The sequence below is a fragment of the Paenibacillus sp. 4624 genome (assembly GCF_050435065.1).
GTDB classification, from domain to species: domain Bacteria; phylum Bacillota; class Bacilli; order Paenibacillales; family Paenibacillaceae; genus Paenibacillus; species Paenibacillus amylolyticus_D.
This window is the reverse complement of sequence record NZ_JBNDJR010000001.1, coordinates 878379-900636: the sequence shown is the minus strand read 5'-3', so window position 1 is coordinate 900636 and position 22258 is coordinate 878379. Positions and strand designations below refer to the sequence as shown.

Here is a 22258-nt window from a genome sequence, read left to right as displayed (position 1 = left end):
GATCCCCTTTTCGTGCTAAGAAATCTCCGGAATGCTCACAGCTTGTCAATGATATCCGTGATATCATCAAGTTCGTCCAACGTGAGGTCTGTATCGCTAAAGTCGCTTGGTGTAAATTCCTCGGCTTCACGAGTCAGGCAATGTACAATCAATCTCTCCAGATTCGAACCGTAGCGGGCTACTTGCTCCATAGCTTCTCTCTCATCTATTCTTGAAGGATCATAACGAAGGATCAATTGGAATTTCCCCTGATCGACCACACAGTTCCACTCTTCGAAATGCGACATTCTGTTAAGTGGACTGATTAATTCTCCCATAGGCATGGATGATACGGCGAACGATTCGCCTCGGGAATCTCCTCCAAATTGCCCCAGATAATTAAAGACGATATCGGGATTATACGTCCCCCCCTCAAAAGTGAACCCGGTAGTCAGATATTTCAGGATTGAATACCCGCTCCCTTTGCCAGGGATACCACGAAGCATTTCTTTCGTATGACGCAGCGCTTCATTAAGTTCTTCATGAGCTGTACGGAGAAGCACAGGATAGATCGTGGTAAACCAGCCTACGGTCCTTGTGGTATCCACATGGTCCAGTATTCCTTCTCTCCCGTGTCCTTCAAGATCGATAACAACATCTTTTGCATACGTCATGGAGAGAGCCGTCAACAGAATATCCATGACTTCGGTGTGATACGCACGATGAACTTCAGTCAATAGCTGGCGTGTTCTATATGGTTCCAGTTCCATAGTCACTGTTTTGCTTTGTTTGAGCAAACCAGGTTTATCACGATGATCACATAGTTGTAGTGCTTCCTGATTTAGCTTGTGCCAGTAGGCTTGTTGACGCTTCACCTCTTCCGCCGTGGCTATGTTTTGAAGTTCACGACTCCAGAAGGCATAGGAATCCGTCTTCTCAGGCAACTTCACCGTCTTGTCCCCTAGGAGAATAGCTTGATACATGCAGTGGAAATCTTCCAGCAGAATTCGCCACGACACACCGTCAATAATAAGATGGTGTATTGCAATAAGCAGATGGTCTCCTTCAGGTGTTCGGAACACACCAAGCCGAATTAAGTCATGTTCCAGGTTCACCCTGGATTGAATCGCTGTGGCAATACGTTCAAGGTGGGCATCGTCCCAGTGAGTTTCTACTTCATGTATTTCCACAGGGAAATCCTTATCTTTGTCTATTGATGAAACACGCTGTACCACGCCATCGGGTTGGATATCAAATCGGATACGTAATGCATCGTGGTGTTCATAAAGTTTATAGAACACCTCTTTTACCGCGTTCGCATCCCACCCTTCTGGGTTGTACAACATCATCGATTGATTCCAATGATTCAGGTTGCTGTACCCTTGTGCAAAGAACCATTGTTGAATCGGCGTGAGAGGGATGTCTCCTTCAATGATGTCTAGTTGCTCTTTCCTCATTTCCATAGGTTCCAAAAACTCGGCACACTCGGCAATCGTCGGATACAGCATTAAATACTTGACCTGTAGTCTGACTTGATAACGAGTGAGTCTTGATGCAATCTGTATGGATTTAATGGAGTCCCCTCCGAGGACAAAATAGTTGTCATCGATTCCCACACGTTCCACACCCAGTACTTCTGACCAGACTTGGGCCAAGATTTGTTCTTCTTGAGTTACAGGTGCGCGATAATCCCCTTTTATGCTATTCAGATCCGGTGCAGGGAGAGCTCCTCGATCCAATTTGCCGTTACGCGTTACCGGGAGCTTGGCAATCGGTACAAAATACGACGGAACCATGTATTCGGGCAAACTCTGCTGAACATACTTTCTGAGCTCTTGTTCTTGGAATCCTTCCGCTGAAACGATATATGCACACAGATAATGTCCTGTATTGTCCTGTCGGGGAACAACGACCACTTCCTGTACATCAGAATGTTGTATCAGCTTAGACTCAATCTCTCCTGGTTCAATTCGGTGCCCGCGAATTTTGACCTGATGATCGATCCGTGTAAGAAATTCAATACAGCCATCAGGCATCCATCGAACTCTGTCCCCTGTTCGATACATTCGTTCACCAGGACAAAATGGATCTTCCAAAAACCTGTTCTGCGTCAGCTCTGCATCCCCGACATATTTCTCTGCTACACCCTCACCGGAAATGTACAATTCGCCGGCTACACCGACAGGTAAAAGCTGGCCTTGCGCATTGAGTACATAGGCTTTCGTATTATGAATGGGTCTTCCTATAGGAACCGAACTAAGCTCTGTCAAATTAGGCCCGACATTATATGTCGTTGCAAAGACCGTTGTTTCAGTCGGACCATACCCATTCGCAATCCGGTCGTCTCCCAGATATTGATGAGCTTGCATAACATGCGATTTGGAAAGAGCCTCTCCTCCAACGAATAGTCGATGCACATATTGCAGACTAGTGACATCATGATCAACCAGCGCATTAAACAGTACACTGGTTACAAAGGCAGATGTGATCCTCTGACCCTTCATGATCGAGGAAAGCTTGCTGATATCCAGCATGTCTTCTCTGCTGATCAGTACAAGCGTAGCCCCGTTTAATAATGCGCCGAAAATCTCATAGGTTGATCCGTCAAAAGCATAATTGGAGAGCTGTAACATCCGATCCTGTTCACGGATGTCGATAAATCCATTATTCATTGCTGTCTTTATGACATTTCGGTGTGTAGTGACCACACCTTTCGGCAATCCGGTCGATCCCGAAGTATACATAATGTACGCTGGAGTGTTCGCTTCATCTGGTAATGTGCTTGAACTACCCTCGTATTGAACAGATAATATATTTTGTTCCAATAACGTGCGACTGGATTCTTCTAACGGAACCACGAACCCTTTGAACCCAGGGAGAGGTCTTTCCGTTGGAGCAACGAGCATATTTGCATGACATTGTTCCAACATATAGATCATTCTCTCCGGTGGATGGGAAGGATCCAGCGGAACATATACGCCCCCTGCTTGCAAGATTCCCAAGATCGACACAATCATGTCAATTGAACGGTCTGCCAGCAATCCAACAGCATCTCCACGGCGCAAGCCACTCTGCTCAAGATAGGTTGCAAGCTGACAGGCTTTCCGGTAAAGCTCCTGATAGGTTAGCGTCTCCCCATAAAAGTCCAACGCCGTTTGATTGGGACGAAGCGACGTTCGGATTTCAAACAACTGACTAATCGTTTGATCACGCGGATACTCTGCATAAGTGTCATTAAACTGCCCCAATATCTTCTGCTCTTCCGAGTCAGTAATCAGCCTGATCTCGTCGAGTAATATGTCTGGAGAGCTAGACATTTGCCTTATCACATGCTCATAATGAAGCGCCATATTTTCCATCTGAGAATGTTCGTAAAGGTCTGTCGCATATTCTATGGTCAGTTTAAGAGATTCCTGATTCTCGTGAACTACCCACGTCATATCGAATTTAGAAGTGTTACTTGTCCAATCCAGAGGTTCAATTTGCAACTCTTGCAGTTCTACCGTTCGGGGTTTGGCATCCTGTAGAACAAACATGGTGTCAAATAAAGGATTGCGCTCTGGATCTCTTGCGATTTGCAGCTTCTCAATCAGTTCATTTAATGGGTAAACTCCGTGCTCATAAGCCAGCAACGTGTTTCTGCGCACATGACCGATCCACTCACGAATTGGAAGATCACCACACAATTCTTGTCTTAGCGCCAAAGTGTTCACGAACATGCCTGTAACGGAAGAGATATCCGTATGGGTTCTTCCCGCAAAAGGAATGCCCACTACAATATCCTTTTCCCCGGTGTACTTGGACAAAAGAACGTTGTACGCTGCCAACATCACCATGAAAAGTGTGGCATCTGTCTGTTGCGCCAACTGTTTCACTGCACTACTCAGCTCAGTACTCAGTTCAAACGTATGGGAAGAACCTGTAAATTGTCTCCTGCTTGGACGACGTCCCTCTGTGAGGATGTCCAATACGGTGACGTCTTTCTCGTACCGCTTGAGCCAGTAATCTTCACTCGTCAGGTAGGAGGACTTTTTCTTTTGTTCATTCATCCACACCGTGTAATCCTTATATTGAACTGTCATCTCATCAAGAGAATGTCCCTGGTAGAGCTGAATCAGATCCTGATACAGAATTCCGGTCGTCACTCCGTCGGACACAATGTGATGCATGTCCATGACCAACACATATTCTCTGTCTGAAAGTGCGCATAAACCTGCTCTCATAAGCGGTGCACATCCAAGATCGAAGGGCCGGACAAATGTGCCAATATACCGAGCAATCTGTTCATCCCTCTCAAGAACTGCAAAAGTTTCAGGTTCGGCACTGTGTTCCAGTTTCCAATCCATGTCTTTCAATTCATGAATGAGCTGTCTCAGTTCACCGTCAACCATTCTGAAGGAGGTTCTTAGCGATTCATGCCGACGTATAAGTCCTTTAAGCGCAAGCTCTAACCGGATCACATCGGGTTTACCATTTATCATCAGTACCATGGGCATGTTGTAACTTGTGCCGGTATCCTCGAACTGTTCAACCAAATATAATCTCTTCTGTGCCGACGATACGGGATAATCCTCTTGCTTATTGACACGCGGGATACGAGCATGATTCTGCTTATCTCCTTGGTCAATCGATGTAGCCATCTGTTTCAGCGTTGGAGCATCAAATAAATCCGGCATGCTTAGTTTGATGCCCCATTTCTCCTGCACTTTTGCTATGAGTACCATTGCTTTTAGGGAATGACCACCCACTTCAAAAAAATGATCATGCAAGCCCACTTGTGTATGGTCGAGAACCTCAGTCCATAATTGCGCCAGTTCCTTCTCCGTATGTGTTGAAGGAGCCACATAATGTGAAGACGATCTTGCAATGTCGGGTTTAGGCAACGCTTTTCGGTCCAGCTTCCCATTCCGTGTAAGCGGTAAAGATGAGAGCACGATGAATACGGATGGAATCATATACTCAGGAAGTGTTTCTTTTAAAATTTTTCTCCAGTTTTCGGCTTGATGTTCGTTTTTCATTTCATGTTGGGCAAGTACACTTGCAGAATCAATTACAACATACGCCACCAACATGGAATGCCCCTGGTCATCCCGATGTGCAGTGACTACAGTTTCGTTGACCTCTTGTAGAGCAAGAATGCGATCCTCGATCTCTGCCAGCTCAATCCGATTTCCACGAATTTTTACTTGCTGATCCAATCTTCCCAGATATTCTATGGTGCCATCCTTTAACCACCTTACGAGGTCCCCTGTGCGATAGACTCTATCTTCGCCTTCCACGTGCCGGGTTAAAAACCTCTCTTCCGTCAACTCCGGTTGATCCAAATATCCGGCAGCCAGACCCTCGCCTCCGATGTACAATTCTCCAGGAACCCCCACAGGTTGGGGCTGACCCCATGTATTCAATACATAGAGCCTTGTATTATGAATAGCTCGGCCAATGGGAACACGCCCGGTTTTCCTTACCCTCTCATCAATAGGGTACGTTGCTGCAAACACGGTCGTCTCGGTCGGGCCATACCCATTTACAATCCGATGTTCTCCCAACACATCCAGTGCTTTAATGACATGCTTCACCGAGGCTGCTTCGCCCCCGATAAACAGTTTCCTCATACCACGCAGGCTGTGTACGTCATAATCAACTACCGTGTTGAACAGAGAGGTTGTCATGAAGAGACTCGTGATCCTCTCTTGTCTTAATGTGCGTGTAAGATACGACACATCATAAACGTGTTGATTAGGCATCAGCACGAGCGTTGCTCCATTCAGAAGTGCTCCAAAGATTTCATATGTGGCGCCGTCAAATGCATAATTGGACAACTGTAACATCCGGTCCTCTCGCCCAATTTCAACAAATCCGTTATTGATACAGGTTTTCACTACATTGCGGTGACTCGTAACCACGCCCTTGGGCATTCCTGTAGAACCCGAAGTGTACATGATATAGACTGGCTGCTCTGCTGAATATGAGATGGATGTATAAATCGAACTCCCCTCTGCATAGACTTGTGGTTCGAGCAGCGGGATGATTGTTCCCGTGTAGGAATCCAGAGCCAGATCCTGCTCCATAATGAGCCATTGCGCTCCACTATCCCGTAAAATGTAAGTTAGTCGCTCTTCCGGGAATTGGGGATCGAGGGGGACATACGTTCCTCCTGCTTTTAATATCGCCAGAATGGCAATGATCATCTCCGGTTTACGATGTGTTAATAGTCCAACACAGTCACCAGACTTAATTCCACGTCGTTTAAGTAATGCCGCCATCCGGTTTACACGTTCGTTCAGTTCACCATAAGTCACCATCTCTGTACCGTACAAAAGCGCCTCGTGTTCAGGTTGCTCTGATACCATGAATTCAAATGCATCCGTCACAGTCCAGTCTCTTGGATATTCAGCATCGGTTTTATTAAGCTCTCTAAAATACTTTTTTTCTGACGGGGTAAGCAGCTCCAGCTCCCGAAGTTTCGTATCCATGCTATTCAATAGTTGTTCCAATAAATGAACATAATGACGAGTCATTTGTTCAATGGTAACCCGATCCCATAGATCTGAACTGTATTCAACCTCAGCCACGAGTTCATCCCCGTCTTCATGCCATACCCAGGACATATCGAATTTGGCCTGCTGTCCGTGCCAATCCATCTTGCGAACAGATATATCCTGAAGCGTTTTGACAGGAAGCGTCATATCCTGCAATACAAACAGTGTGTCAAATAAGGGATTTCGGTTGGGTTGAAAAGAAAAATGAAGTTTGTCCAGTAGATCACTGAGAGAACATATGCCTCGTTCATTGACTGCTAGCATATATTTTTTGACATGTTGGATATAATCACCGACCGTCAGATCAGAAGCCGGATTAAGCTTCAAAGGTAGCGTGTTTACAAACATCCCCACAATGGGCTCCACATCTACATGTTCTCGTCCGGCTATCGGTACCCCTACGGTGATGTCTTCTTCACCCGTATATTTAGATAACATCAGGCCATACACTGATAAAAGAAGGATGAATGGAGTAGCACCGTAACCGGCAGCTGTTCTTTTTAATTCCTGCACCTTTTTACTCGGCAAACCAAATGTATAGGATTCCCCCCGGTACGATCTAATGGCAGGACGGGCACGATCCATTGGAAGTTCTGCCGAACTCTCGAATTCTGAGTACTGATCCAACCAGAACTGTTGTGCTTCCTCATAGGTACTGCTCGTCTGCTGGTTCTGTTTCCACATTACATAATCCTTGTAATGGACACGTATCGGATCAAGTTCCCGTACCTGATAAAGATCAAACAGTTCATCGTATATCAGTTGAGTAGACACCCCGTCAGAAACAATATGATGTGTATCCAGCGCCAATACATACCGTTCCTTATCGATTCCAATTACACTTGCCCTGATCAGCGGTGCTTCTGCCAAATCAAACGGCTTAACAAAAGTGGACATTACGCCAGACATTGGATATGTTTCAGTTCCATCCAATTCCTTGATCGAGGACTCCAATGAATCCATAGTCCACCTTTCAAGCTTCCATTCCACTTCTTCTATTGAATGAATCCGTTGAACTAATTCGCTTTTCTCCATAACAAATGAGGTACGCAGGATTTCATGGCGTGCGATAAGCCGTCTAAAACAAGCTTCCAGACGAGCGGTGTCCAATGCTCCTGATATTTCAAATAACATCGGCATGTTATAACTTGTTCCACTGGTTTCATACTGCTGGGCGTAGTAGATTTGCTTCTGAACCGATGTAACAGGATAGGATTGCATCACTGGAGCCGGATTAATGGCTTTATATTGATTTCGAGCGGCCTTCTGAATCCATCCAGCCATGTCCCGAAGAATTGGGGTCTGGAATACATCCAGCAAGGTAAGTCTGACCTCAAGTTCCTGGTGGATCTTGCCTATTAGTAACATGGCTTTCAGAGAGTGTCCGCCCAATTCAAAGAAATGATCCTGTATGCCTATCTTCTTAATGCCTAGAACGCTTTCCCATATCTCTATCAAGCTCTGTTGGACTGGATTCTCTGCTGGAACATATTGCTGACCTCGTACAATTGTCGGCTTCGGAAGTTTCTTTCGGTCTATCTTTCCATTCGAAGTAAGCGGTATCTCATTCAAAATGGAGAAGACGGTTGGGACCATATATTCAGGCATTTGTTGCTTGAGTTCCTGCTTCCACATCGTTACCAGTTCTTGAAAAGACTGCTTCGCTTCTCCATCCTGAAGTACAATATACGCGCATAGATAGGAGTGACCCTGATCATCACGATCCGCCATCACTATCGCTTCATGGATACCTGACAGCTTGCGCAGGCGCCCCTCTACCTCCCCTAGTTCGATCCGATTGCCACGAATCTTCACTTGCTGGTCTATTCGATCAATGAATTCGAGATTTCCATCTGGCAACCATTTAACCCAATCTCCAGTCCGATATAGACGTTCTCCCGGAACAAATGGACTAATTATAAATTTGTCACGGGTGAGCTCCGGTTGTCCCAAATATCCTTGGGCAAGTCCTGGACCACCTATATGCAACTCGCCAGGAATACCAACAGGTAATTGCTTGCCTTCTTGGTTCAGCACATACACTTTTGTGTTATTCGTTGGCTGACCAATGGGAATGTATTCACCAGAAACGATGGAGTAGAATGTGGCAAATACCGTCGTTTCTGTCGGGCCATATACATGTATAAGTCTATGTTTGCCAAGCAAATCAACAACCTTTTTGACATGAGTTCCGGATACTTTCTCACCGCCAAAGAGAATTTTCCTAGTTTTGTTCAAGCATGCTGGATCCAGATCTACCAGCGTGTTAAATAGGGCCGTTGTCATGAAAGCAATCGTTATATGTTGTTCGCGAATGGCCTTGGCGAGAACATTCCCATCCAGCACCTCTTCCCGTTTCAACAACACAAGTCCAGCACCGTGTAACAGTGCACCATAGATGTCGAACGTCGATCCGTCAAACGCATAATTGGATATCTGTAGCAAACGGTCCTCAGGGGTAATATCTACGTAACCATTATGAATTACCGTCTTGATCACATTGCGGTGTGTCGTGATTACTCCTTTTGGAGTGCCGGTGGAACCAGAGGTGTACATGACATATAAGGGATCTTCCGGGCCAGGAGACCGGTCATCTCCGCTGTTATTCATATGATTTCGGTCAAGCACCGGATTCCGATTGGACTCTTGTGCCCAAACATTTTCATTGAAAATCAGAACTTCTCCCTCATAGTGAGGGATATGATCAGGATGATCTGCAATCAACCACCTTGCCCCGCTATCCTTCAACATGAATGTTTTCCTATCCGCAGGGAAGCTCGGATCAATAGGGACGTACGCCCCTCCGCTCTTGACGATGGCGAGTATTGCAACAATGACTTCAATGGAGCGTTCCATAATTAGCCCGACACGTTGCCCAGCCTGAACGTCCTGTGAAATAAGATATCGTGCAAGACGATTCACTCGTTCATTTAGCTCCCCATACGTAATACGGTATCCATCCATCTCGACAGCCGTATTCTCGCTACCGAGCTCAACCTGCTGTTCAAACAGCTCAGCAACGGAAGCATCTTGAGGATAATCTGCAGCGCTGTTATTCCATACCTCTATCTGTGCCATGTCAGATTCGGTTACAAGCTCCAGTTCCCCGATTTTCAATTCCGGGAACGCCACAATCTGCTCCAGTAAATGTACATAATGCTTTAACATCTGTTTTATGGTATGTGATTCCCACAAATCCGTTCGGTATTCAACAGATAACGTCATATCATCTTTCGAATATGTGCAGACCCATGTCATGTCAAATTTTGATGTATGATGATCCCACTCGGCATACTGGACCTCAAGCCCTGATATATGCTTCTCTGCTGGTACCTGATCCTGTAGCATAAACATCGTATCGAACAATGGATGCCGGCTGGAATCAAACGGCAGGGACAGGCGATCTATCAGGTCTTCCAGTGGGTATCGGCCGAATTGATAAGCTGCCAGCGTAATTTCTCTCATTTTCTCCAGATATACGCTTACCGACAGTTCTGCCTTGGGTTCACTTCGAAGTGCCAGCGTATTGGCAAACATGCCTACCATTCGTTCATGCTGAATGGTATCTCTGCATGTGAAAGGAGTGCCCACTATAACATCTTCTGCCGCTGAATATTTGGACAACAGAATCTGATAGGATGCCATCATTAGCATAAATAAGGTCTGTTGATTGGTCTTAGCCGCTTCTTTTAATTGACTCACGAGTGCAGGATCTAAAGTTACATTCACCCGACTTCCCTCGAATCTGCGGATCGGCGAGCGCAGATGGTCTGTCGGTATTTCAAGAACCGGGACTTCGGCCTGGTACAAGGACAACCAGTAATCCTGACTTATGCTGTATGCCTCTTGTTGAAGATATTTCTCCTGTTCCCATACAGCATAATCCTTGTACTGCACGCCCATGTCCGAAAGAGTCTGCCCCTGATATAATCGGACCCAGTCCGATATTAGAATCTCTATTGAGCGTGCATCCGAAATGATATGATGCAGGTCAAGCAATAGCACATGAGTCTCCTCATTCATCCGAAGTAAACCTCTTCGGAACAAAGGGGCTTCTCCCAGATCAAATGGCCGGATGAATTGTTCAGCAAACGACTGTATAGCCGCCTCTTCCGTCCCTGCTAATGCGGCTTCTTCGACGCGCAAAGATTCCAGAGATATCTGATCAGCTCTGTGAATACGCTGCCGCAGTTCACCATGGTGTAACTCAAATGAAGTTCTCAATGTCTCATGTCTCTGAATCAGCATCTGCATTGATTTCTCCAAAGCATTTACATCCAGCTTGCCGTTTAATCGGAGCAGAAAAGGCATGTTGTAGCTTACAGCTGCATTTTCCATTTGCTGAACAATGTACATCCGTTGTTGAATGGAAGACGCCGGATACGTGTCCCTGTAGGATGCAGGCACAAGCTCCTCATCAGGCTGGTCTGTCGAGCGTGCTGTCATGATCCACATGGCCATCTCTCGAATCGTAGGCATGATGAATACATCCTGTAGTGAAACCTTTACGCCGGTTTCCTTCTGCACTCTGGCCACAAGCATCATAGCTTTAAGTGAATGTCCTCCGATTTCGAAGAAATGCTCCTCTACTCCCACGCTTTGTATATCCAGAATCTCTTCCCAGATATGTGCTAATTTCTCTTCAAATACATTAGCCGGAGCGACAAAATGGTTGGTCTGTCTTCTCGTGGGCTTGGGAAGTGCCTTGCGATCGAGCTTACCGTTCAGTGTCATGGGGAAGCTTTCCAGTGTAACGAACGCATTGGGAACCATATATTCAGGCAGGGCCTGCCTCAGCTCTTTTTTCCAGTGCAATACAGGAGTTTTGTTGTCACTTGGGACGATATACGCGCATAAATAGGCATGTCCGTGCTCATCCTTCTCTGTCATGACCACAGCATCTTTGATCGATTCAATCCTGGATAGCCTGCTCTCAATTTCGCCAAGTTCAATTCGATTTCCACGAATTTTCACTTGCTGATCCAGTCTCCCCATGTACTCGAGATTTCCATCCGGCAACCAGCGAACGAGATCACCTGTTTTGTACATTCTTTTTCCAGAAGAACCGACTACAAAACGTTCTTCGGTTAACTCAGCCTGATGCTGGTAACCTGACGCAAGTCCAGCACCGGAAATATACAACTCGCCGGGTACCCCAACAGGTTGAAGTTGTCCTTTTCGATTCATTACATGAGCCTGGGTATTGTGAACAGGTCTTCCGATGGGAACTGTGTTATAATGCAGCAATTGTTGATTGACGAGATAAGTCGCCGCAAAAACGGTCGTTTCAGTCGGGCCATATCCGTTAGCAATCCGGTCATTTCCCAGAACCTGCAGAGCCTTCTCCACATGCTTTTTGGATCCAGCCTCTCCGCCAAAGAAAAGCCTTCTCACATGTTTCAAACATTGAACATCCCACTCCACAACGGCATTAAACAGTACAGCAGTCATAAAAGCCGAAGTGATTCGTTCATGCTCCAACGTATCAGCAAGCTCCGATACGTTGAGAACTTTTTCTTTGGGAATCAGTACAAGGGTAGCTCCGTTTAGTAAAGCACCGAATATTTCATATGTTGAACCATCGAATGCATAGTTGGAGAGTTGTAACATCCGATCCGTTTCATGAATATCCATAAAACCGTTATTGATTACGGTCTTCACAATATTACGATGTGTCGTTTGCACACCCTTCGGTTTACCTGTAGACCCCGATGTATACATGATATAAGCTACATCTTCAGCAGATCTGTGGCATTTCATGAACATGTCCGCAGCTTGCCGCTCACAGTCACTATGTAACTGTTCTTGGTGGATCAGATCGATCTGCTTGCCTTCATAGCCACTGATAAAGAGATCCTTTTCAGCGATAAGTACCGCCACATCACTATCTGCAAGCATCGTACGAATTCGCTCAGTCGGGAACTCCGGATCCAGCGGAACATAGGTACATCCCGCTTTCAAAATGCCGAAAATGGCCGTTATCATCTCTATGGACCGCCTTGAAATAAGGCCAATATTTTGTCCGGGTTCAACGCCAGACTCGAGTAACTGAATGGCAAACTGATCAACTCGTTTACCAAATTCCCGGTAGGATAACTTCTCCTCCCCCATGACAATTGCGGTTCGCTCAGATTGCTGTATGACCTGCTGCTCGAATAGCTCCACAACGGTTGCCTCATGAGGATATTCGGCTGTTGTGTCATTGTAAGTTTCGAGTAACTTGTGTTCTTCCTCCGTGATAATATCGGCTGTATCGATCTTCTGTTCCGGTTTGGTAAGCAAGCAATCAAGAACTCTCAGATATACCTCAAGCAGCCGATCTGTGAATGCTGCTGGATAAGATGACACCATTTTGACAGACAACTCGCCCAGCGTTACTGAAATACTGAAATCGAGGAGCGTATTTGTTTTCTCATAGCTGTAAGACTTAAATTCAAACGTTCCTTGTTTCAAAGTCTCATATACATGAAAATCGATATAGTTAAAGGCGATATCAAATAGCGGGTTTTCTCGGCTGCTTTGCTCCCCAATTGCATTTAGAATCTGAACAAGGGACAATCGGCCATATTTTTTGAGTTCGGCTTGTTTACGATACACGTCTTGAGTAATGTCTCCCCAGTTCACTAGAGATTCAAATTGCGTGCGCAAAGGGACAGTATTCAGGAAACAGCCCAATATGCGGGCGCCATCCTCGTGAACAGGGCGTCCATTCTCGACAAGCCCGATCAGGATATCATCTTCATATGACAACATATATAATGAAGTGACGAATGCAGACAGACATAGGGATTTTACGGTAACACGCTGATTACGTGCAGCTTCTTTTAACTGGGCGTACAGTTCCGATGGAAGGAGAGTCACGCTTGAATTGGCTACTGAATTGCCATGATAAATCTCGGACTGTTCTGTCTGTTCTGTGAATGAGTATTTTCGATAATCCAGTAGCTCTTCACGCCAATACTCCATAATGGACGAATTTCTAGATTGGGCCATCTGATCTATAACATAATCTTTATAGCTCGTTTTTAACGGATCAGGCACTGACTTCCCCTCCTTTGAGAGCACCGTACAAATTCAGTAATTCCGACATAAAGACGGCAACGCTCCATCCATCCAGAATGGCATGATGAAAGATCCACCCCACATAAGACTCCTCCGTGGAATTGAAAATTACCAGACGCCAGAGTGGAGCATGTTCAATATCAAATGGTCGCTTCCGATCAAGCTCCATATAATTCAGAATTTCCTGTTCTATCGATTCAGTATCCCGATGTTCCAGCACGACCTCCTGAATTTCAAAATCTATACGTTCACAACTATATTGGACAGGTACGGGAAAATCAGAAATATTAAAACCAGTCCGCAGAATGGGATGCCTGCTTATGAGTTCATTCATAACCGTTTGAAAATTCAGCACCTGAATTCGATGCCCATGAATCTGATATATAAACTGATCGTGATATACACCCAGACCTTCATTTTTCATGTAATGGAACACCATTCCCTGCTGAATATCACTCATGGGATACACATCTTCCACATCGGAGGGTAACAAGGCTCGTAATGCCGGGTTCGCAAGCCACTCTGTGCGCATCTGCAATAACTCCATCTCTATCTCGTTCCGGACGTTATCGGGTGCATGAAGAGCACTTCGGTGTCTAGCCAATTTGCGAATCGTTGGATAATCATACATATCAGAAATTTGGATATGTAGTCCAAGCTCTCTGTTCATTCGGCTGATCAGTTCAATGACACGAATAGAGTCTCCGCCAAGCTCAAAGTAATCACACTCTACACCCATATTGCGGTTATCCAGCATTTCCTGCCAGATGTTCAGCATCTGCCATTCCAGTTCATGGCTTGGCATAACCAAATCGGTAACATCTGTTGGAGTCACACTGTTGCTGGGAGCGGGAAGTGCTCTCGTATCGACTTTGTTGCTCAGTGTCATTGGCAGAGTCTTCATTTGAATATAATGAGCAGGCAGCATATACTGTGGCAGATGTTGAGACAGTCTTGTTCTTAAATCTTTGCTCTGCTGAAATCGATCAGAGACGTAATATGCACAGAGAACACCCTCTCCTGTATCCCCTTCCCTGACCGTTACAACCGCTTGCTGCACTCCATCGATTTCCAGAAGTCTGGATTCGATCTCACCAAGCTCGATTCGGAAACCTCTGATCTTCACTTGATGATCGATCCTTCCCAAATATTCAAGTTCGCCGTTCATCTGCCAGCGGGCGAGATCTCCAGTTCGATATAACCGCTGTGAGGCGGCAAAGGGATGGGGAACGAACCGTTCGGCGGTCAGTTCTTCTCGGTTCAGATATCCCCTGGCCAAGCCTTCACCACCAACATAAATCTCCCCTTCCACACCAATCGGAACCAATTCCCGCTGTTCATCGAGAATATAAATTTGAAGCGTAGGGATGGGTTTTCCAATGTTGCTTGTTTTGCCTTGGATATCACCCCATTCCATTTCCTTATATGTCACATGAACCGTTGTTTCCGTAATGCCATACATATTAATGAGTTGAGTTTGAGGATATTTCTTCTTCCATTCCAGTAGTTGTATAGGTTGAAGAGCTTCTCCCCCAAAAATCACCTTTCGAACAGCCAGCGGTGTATGCGAATCTGACTGTATTTCCAATTTAGCGATTCGGTAAAAGGCCGTCGGAGTTTGGTTCAAAATGGTGACCTGTTCCTTCTGCAGTAACGATAAGAACTGTGCTGGCTCTCTTGTTACATTCAGAGGAACTATAATCAATCTGGCACCGTACAATAACGCCCCATACATCTCCCACACCGAAAAATCAAAACAGAATGAATGAAACAGTGTCCACACATCTTCTTTGGTAAAGTCAAACAAGTTTCGGTCATTAAAAAGCAGCCTGACCACATTGGAATGTTCAATCATGACCCCTTTGGGTTTGCCCGTTGATCCTGAGGTGTAGATGATGTATGCCAAATCCGACGGCTGATTCACTAGTTTCGGATTAGTTGCGTAGATGCCTTCTATTCCATCGTCATCCAGTAGATCGGGAACGATTGCCTTAATTGACACTTCTTCAGGCAGAAGCTCCTGCTCTTCCGTGATACAGAATTGCGCTTTACTATCTTCAAGCATGTATTGAATACGCTCTTTGGGGTACTCGGGATCAATCGGCATATAAGCTCCACCTGCCTTAAGCACGGCAAGAATGCTGATAACCATTCCAGGTGAACGTGAAAACAAAATGCCTACAACCTGATTTGGTTTGACGCCTTCCTGTCGAAGAAATATCGCCAAACGGTTGGCCTTACTATTTAATGTGGCATACGTCATCTCTGTATGTTGATAACGTAAGGCAATTCGTGCACTGCAACGTTCCGCCTGTTCCTCAAACAAACTGACCAGTGTTGCTTCTAACGGGTATGTGGTCTTCGTATCATTGAATTGCTCCAGAAGCATACGCCTCTCGGTATCAGGCATTGTATTCAGACTCGACAGCTTAATGCTCAACAACCCCTTCCAGCATGGTGATATAGAATTCAAGAAGCCTCTCGATGGTCTCCATTCGGTACACATCCGTGTTGTATTCCATACGCAGCTTAAGAATATCTGACTCCTCATATACATGTAGAATCAAGTCATACTTGGATGTACTTCCTGCTTCGATCATCAACTGTACAGATAAGTTCTGAAGCTGATAGTGGTGTGTGAATTCATTTTGCAATGTAAACATGACTTGAAAACCCGGTGTTACTCCTGGTGCCATATGATACGAAAGGTCAGGTAGCAGCATTTCTAAAGGTACTTCCTGATGTTGATAAGCATCCAAGGATATATCTTTAACCTGTTGCAGCAGATCATCAAACGTCATATCTTCACTAAACTCGACGGGTAAAATAACGGTATTTGCTACAAAACCAATGAGCTTCTCCACCTCAGCACGGGTCCTGTTGGACATTACGGTACCAATGGGGATATAGGGCTGTCTGGTAAAACGATGAATTAGGTAGCCATACACCGCGAATAAAAGCATAAAGAGGGTAACCCCTGACCGGTTTGCCTTCGCTAATGTCCGGGAGGTTAATTGGGAGTCTACGATGCGTTCGAGCGTATTTCCTCTGTACGTTCTAACCTCAGAATATGGAAAATCATAGGGTACCTGTATGATGGGTAATGTTCTGTTTAGCTTACTGATCCAGTAATCTTTTAGTTCCCACAGGGCAGAATCACTGCCCTGCTCCATGGAGGATTGCCACAGCACATAATCGGAGTAGGATACAGAAGGTGGCGTCAACATTGGATGTGAATCTTCCAACCCCGAGACATATAATTGCACCAATTCGTTGGCGAAAATCTCTACTGACCAGCCATCAGAAATAATGTGATGCATGGATACAACCAGGATATGCTTGTCCGGGCCGCAATCAATCAGGCATAACCGAAGACATGCATCGTTCATCAGGTCAAACCGCAAGTTTGCTTCCTGATCAATCTCTGTCCTGATCCCAACATGTCTTTCATGTTCCTGTAGCTGGGTAAGATCTACCCGTCGAATTTCAATTTCAGATGCTGGCTTCTCGACATACTGATAAGGTTCCCCATCTTGAATACCATAGCGGACACGCAAAGCCTCATGCCGCATAATCAGTGCTTGTAGAGCATTCTGAAGTTTGTATATATGAAAAACACCCGTAAAGTGAATTGAAAATGTATTGGTATAAAAGGCGCTCTCTGGAGCAATCATGTGCAGGACCCATTGACTTTTTTGTTTCATGGTAAGCGGAAGCTTCTCCGTCCGTTGCTGCTGTACCGGGATAGGAGTATGGTTATTTAACGGTTCCGCATTCAGCAATTCCTGAAGAATTCCGTTGATGGTTGCTTGTCTGAAAAAACGCTGTGTTGAAATGCGCACCTTATACTCGGAAGCAATCATCGCGAGCAGACGAGTCATGCGGAGGGAGTCACCACCTAATTGAAAAAAATCATCATGGCTGGCCACCTCGGTCAATCCCAAGACGGATTGAAATGCTTTTTCAAGAAATGGATAATACTCCGAAGAAAGCGATGCCCCTTCACCTATATGAGGCTGTCTGTACACTTCAATTCGGTCAAGATGTACATTATGTTCCTTTACATATTCACGTACTTTGGTGTACACCAAAGCCTCATGGCAATGATCCTGCTCTGATGTGTAGTGAATAATGCAACACTTGTCCTGCTGGTTCGGCGCTTCTTCGGAATCCTCTTCTTCCGCCTGTCCACAAGCATCCTGTTCAACAGAAGTAGCTGCAACCTCCTCTTCCATCATCTTCTGAACCTGTTGACGTTCATACAGCATACAATCTATTCGGTTGAGCGTTTCATCAAATTGGCCATCCAGTAGTAAATCTACAAGTTGTAGTCGCTGGATTTTACCTGTAGGTGTACGAGGGAATTCCCTTTTGCTTACGGGAACGATATACCTGGGATTTACGCCAAATTGTCTCGATATGTTGCCTCTCATTTCCTGAATGACGAACATATTTAAGGCTTCATCATCATTCAGAGGTGAATAAAATAACAACAGCTGGTCATTGCCCGACTCTCCACCAGAAATTCCTGCTACTGCCACGTAATCAGCATCAACACCGTATACTTTCTTCATCACTGCTTCAATTTCATAGTTGTAAAGATTTTTTCCGTTCATGATCAGTACATCTTTTTCTCTGCCGGTTAATGTCAACCTTCCACCTTTCACAAAACCGAGATCACCGGATTCGAACCACCCATCGTTAGTCAATACGTTGTTAGTTGCTTCCTTGTTCTTGAAGTATTCCGTTATGATTGAATCTCCCTTGAGCTGAACTCTCCCCACGTGAGCTTCGGGAAGCGGAACATTACAATCATTGACTATACGCAGACTTATTCCGGGAATGACCTCTCCAATCTCGGCAAAAGCTATTGTTTCTTCCGTATTGGAGGCGTCCGCAAAGATTAATTTCCCATCCAATGATCCCTTCACAATATGCTGAATTCCACCTGTCTCGGAATGGTCAAACGTTCTGCTGAAGCAGAGACTTCCCGAAAACTCAGTCATGCCATATGCAGGAACAATGCTATTAGCGTTAAGTCCAAATGGAGCTAACTGATGTAGGAATTCTTTGCCTGTGCGAGCTGAAATCGGTTGGCCTACATTCAATATGGTTCGAATGGATGACAAGTCCCATGGCCGGGCATGGACGGCTTTATGCTGATTCAGCTGCGCATAGGCAAAATTAGGAGCCCAGGTGAATGTGACTTGATGCTCCTCTATATCTTCTAGCCATGAAGTAGGAGAGTTCAAAAAACGCTCAACAGAACTTAACACTTGCTCACAGCCCAACACAACTCCGAGGATATGATTGGTTAACAATCCACCAGCATGATATAGAGGCATCCAATTCAAGGTAATCTCTTCAGAAGTCAAGCCCAAATGTTGTTTGATACCTATAATGTTCGCAAGGATCTGGCGATTTTGATACCGGACACACTTCGGAGTACCTGTTGTTCCTGATGTGAAGAGGGTAAGGACAGGATCGTGTGGCTCACTACTGTGCCTATTCTGGCAACGGTTATGCTGTGATAGCTCGTTTATCGAAATTACCGCTCCTTCACGTTTACCCTCTTCCTCAAAAATTCCAGCGAAATCTCCTACAACGAGCGGATAATCCAATAACTTCCACACCTGCTTCAGCTTCTGGTGATCCACGTGATCGGTTGGCAAATGAAGAGCTGGCTTCAGTGGCGCCGGATTCATACCGCCAAGTATACAAGCCCAGATTGCAGCTACGAAGTGGTCTATCCGTTCAATTTGCAAAATGACAGAGTCTCCCGGCTCGACACCTTGTTGACTTAGCCCTTGAAGGATGCTCTCTGCGTGCTGTGACAAATCCAAATAATCTGATATTCGGACTTCTCCATTCTCCATCTTATAATGCAATTTCTTCTTTGGATGATTCCTAACAGTCAGATCAAAAGCCTCAGCAAGCGTCCGGGGATGTCCAGAATGGTCAAGTGCTTTCCCTACCAAGACTGCCGGCTCTCCAGCCAATAGATTTGATTCTGAATCCCACAATTTCGGTCTCTGACCATATTTGAAATGTTCCTGCGTATTTAATACAGCAGAAGCAGTGGCTGGGATATAACGTTTTTTCCAAGTGCCGTAAGAGGTCGTTGCCCGCATGGATATTGAAAGTTGTTGAACCGGAAGCTCATTTCTAATATAACGTTGGAGATTAGTATGAAATGACATTCGAACGTTTTCTCCTTTCACTGCCCTGAGGTAACGGTGAGTTCCTGTAACGAACGGTCCAGACTTTCCTGTGAAATTTTAACGGAGACCCACCCTCGGACACTATTAATAAGCCATATATTTGTTGCTTCAATTATGTCTTTGTACGTTAATACCTTTTCTTCAAGAATTCCGTCATTCAAGAGCTGATTTCGGAATGTGCCCGCTAACAACCCGCTATCTCTTGGCGGTGTGTATTTTTTACCTTTTTGCTCAATGACAACATTTCCTGTTATGAATTCAGTAAGTTCCCTATGCTCATTCCACAGAAGAACATCATAAGCATCTCCACCTGCCATGCGATGGACATCGTACATGTCCCGATACGTTGTCTTGTGATATAAGAAGCGCTGATTGGACAAAATTGGTGATTTTGCGAGAGCTACCGTCTGTGTTTCTCTTCGATCTATAAACGGTGTGCTCTCAACCGAAATTTCTCCCAATGGAGATAACAGCACTCTGACCTTATGCAGACCGGTTGTATGTTTGCTGGCATAAACAGTCAGTTGGTTGTGGATAACCTCTCTATCCGCCACAAAGTTAAAATAGGATGCAGAATCCATCATTCGGTCAAGATGACGTTCCAAGAGCGAATACTGTCCCTTCTCCAATCGAAGCGATTCCAATAATTCAAAATACGGCTTTTGTTCCGTTAGCATCAACGCTTTAGTTTTGGCCTCTGCATATTCATCCGAAGCTGTCGAGTCCCAAGTGATCCCTCCGCCCACACCATATTCAGCCTGATTCCGCTGATGATCCATCCACACTGTCCGAATCGCTACGTTAAAAACGGATGAACCATCCGGACTTAACATACCAATCGATCCGCAATAGATCTCTCTTGGTGTATCTTCCAGTTCATAAATTAAATCCATTGTGCTGATTTTCGGCGCCCCAGTGATAGAACCACAGGGGAAAAGTGCTGTGAACACGTCCTCTAACTGGATATGGGACCTTGTATTTGCTGTAACCGTAGAGGTCATTTGGAACAAAGTATAATATTTCTCAATATCAAAAAGTCTCGGTACTTGTACACTTCCCGTCTCGGCAATAACACTAAGATCGTTCCGGAGCAAATCTGTAATCATCACATTTTCAGCCCGATTTTTCGGGGATTGATGCAACCACTTGGCCAATTCGTCGTCCTGTTCCTGGTAAAGCCCCCGTTTCACCGTTCCTTTCATTGGACGAGTCTCCAGCTGATTTCCATTCTTTTTGAAAAATAATTCAGGTGAAGCACTCAAAATACTGATATCACCGAGTTGCAGCATGGCTGAGTAATCCGCCTGCTGTGCATCACATAACTTTGTATAAAAAGCGTAGGGATCACCCTCATATTCTGATCGAAGGCGCATCGTATAATTGACCTGATAGGTGTCTCCCCGCGCGATGGCTTCGTGAATTTTATGTATATTTTGATGATAAGTATTCTCTGTAACCGTTGGTTCCCATCCTGAAATCTGATACTCGTTAGATGAGGATGCATAGCCTGTATCATACCCTTCAAAAATACCAAACCATATGAGCGGTAAAACCACATCTGAATGAACTCGAAAAGCGGGATCGAAAGCCGGCGCAGCTTCGTAAGATACATAACCTACTGCATAATATCCTTTATCAACAGCATCCTGAATTTCCTTCAAAGCCGGTTTTACCTCTTCAATGGATGTTGCCTTAATGACTTCAACAGGATTGGTGAAAATTTTACGCTGTTTACAACGATCCTCGCTTACAAAATCAAATAAGATGTACGGATTGGCATCGGATTGATTCATTCAAGAATACCTCCTTGAGAAGTGAGTTTAGAGCGTAACGTAACTTGAGTCGGATTCTGTCTTTGGGTAAGAGCAGTTCTGCAAAAAGTTAGCCAGAATCTGTTTGCCGGATGGCGTAATGATGGATTCCGGATGGAACTGCACTCCTTCTATACTCCATTTCTTATGGCGAAGTGCCATCACTTCCCCTTCGCTAGACCATGCCGTAACTTCCAATTCTTCAGGCAGGTCAGGATTGACAATAAGCGAATGGTATCTTGCCACATTCAGAACGACCGGCAGCCCTTCGAACAATGTTTTACCATCATGCGAGATATCCGAAGCCTTACCGTGCATCAGATGCCTGGCTGATTCCACTTTCCCTCCAAACGCCTGCGCGATCGCTTGATGGCCAAGACATACACCAAGAATGGGAATTTTTCCAGCAAAATATCGTATCACTTCAAGAGAAACTCCGGCATTAGACGGATTGGATGGACCTGGAGAAATCACGATATAATCTGGAGATATCTCGTCCAATTTTTTCACCGTAATCGCATTATTACGATACACGTTTACGGTCTCACCCAAATCAGCGAAGTACTGCACAAGGTTATACGTGAAAGAATCAAAATTATCAATCATGACGATCATGAGCAGGTCTCCCCCCAATATTAAATAAAAA

Annotated in this window: 5 protein-coding genes; all 5 read right to left on the bottom strand. The window is 45.1% G+C overall.

Annotated features, from left to right (window positions below):
- Window positions 1–35: 35 nt before the first annotated feature.
- The 5 genes from ABIE27_RS03955 to ABIE27_RS03935 are packed head-to-tail and all read right to left on the bottom strand — an operon-like array spanning window position 36 to window position 22227.
- On the bottom strand, window positions 36–13559 hold the full coding sequence (locus ABIE27_RS03955) for an amino acid adenylation domain-containing protein (RefSeq protein ID WP_429349950.1): 13524 nt from the start codon (window positions 13557–13559) through the stop codon (window positions 36–38).
- A complete protein-coding gene (locus tag ABIE27_RS03950; protein WP_429349949.1) occupies window positions 13552–16020 on the bottom strand; it encodes a non-ribosomal peptide synthetase in 2469 nt (822 codons plus the stop codon). Before ABIE27_RS03950 ends, ABIE27_RS03955 begins: the two co-directional genes overlap by 8 nt.
- Window positions 16010–19780 (bottom strand): condensation domain-containing protein, encoded by a 3771-nt coding sequence (locus tag ABIE27_RS03945; RefSeq protein WP_429349948.1) that lies wholly within the window; start codon window positions 19778–19780, stop codon window positions 16010–16012. The genes ABIE27_RS03950 and ABIE27_RS03945 overlap by 11 nt, the downstream gene beginning before the upstream one ends.
- Before the next feature lie 17 nt (window positions 19781–19797).
- Entirely contained in the window at window positions 19798–21594 is a 1797-nt protein-coding gene (pabB, locus tag ABIE27_RS03940) for an aminodeoxychorismate synthase component I (RefSeq protein ID WP_429349947.1), read from the bottom strand.
- Window positions 21595–21621: 27 nt separating this feature from the next.
- Complete coding sequence (locus ABIE27_RS03935) at window positions 21622–22227, bottom strand: anthranilate synthase component II (protein ID WP_123062301.1); 606 nt, start codon at window positions 22225–22227, stop codon at window positions 21622–21624.
- Window positions 22228–22258 lie beyond the last annotated feature (31 nt).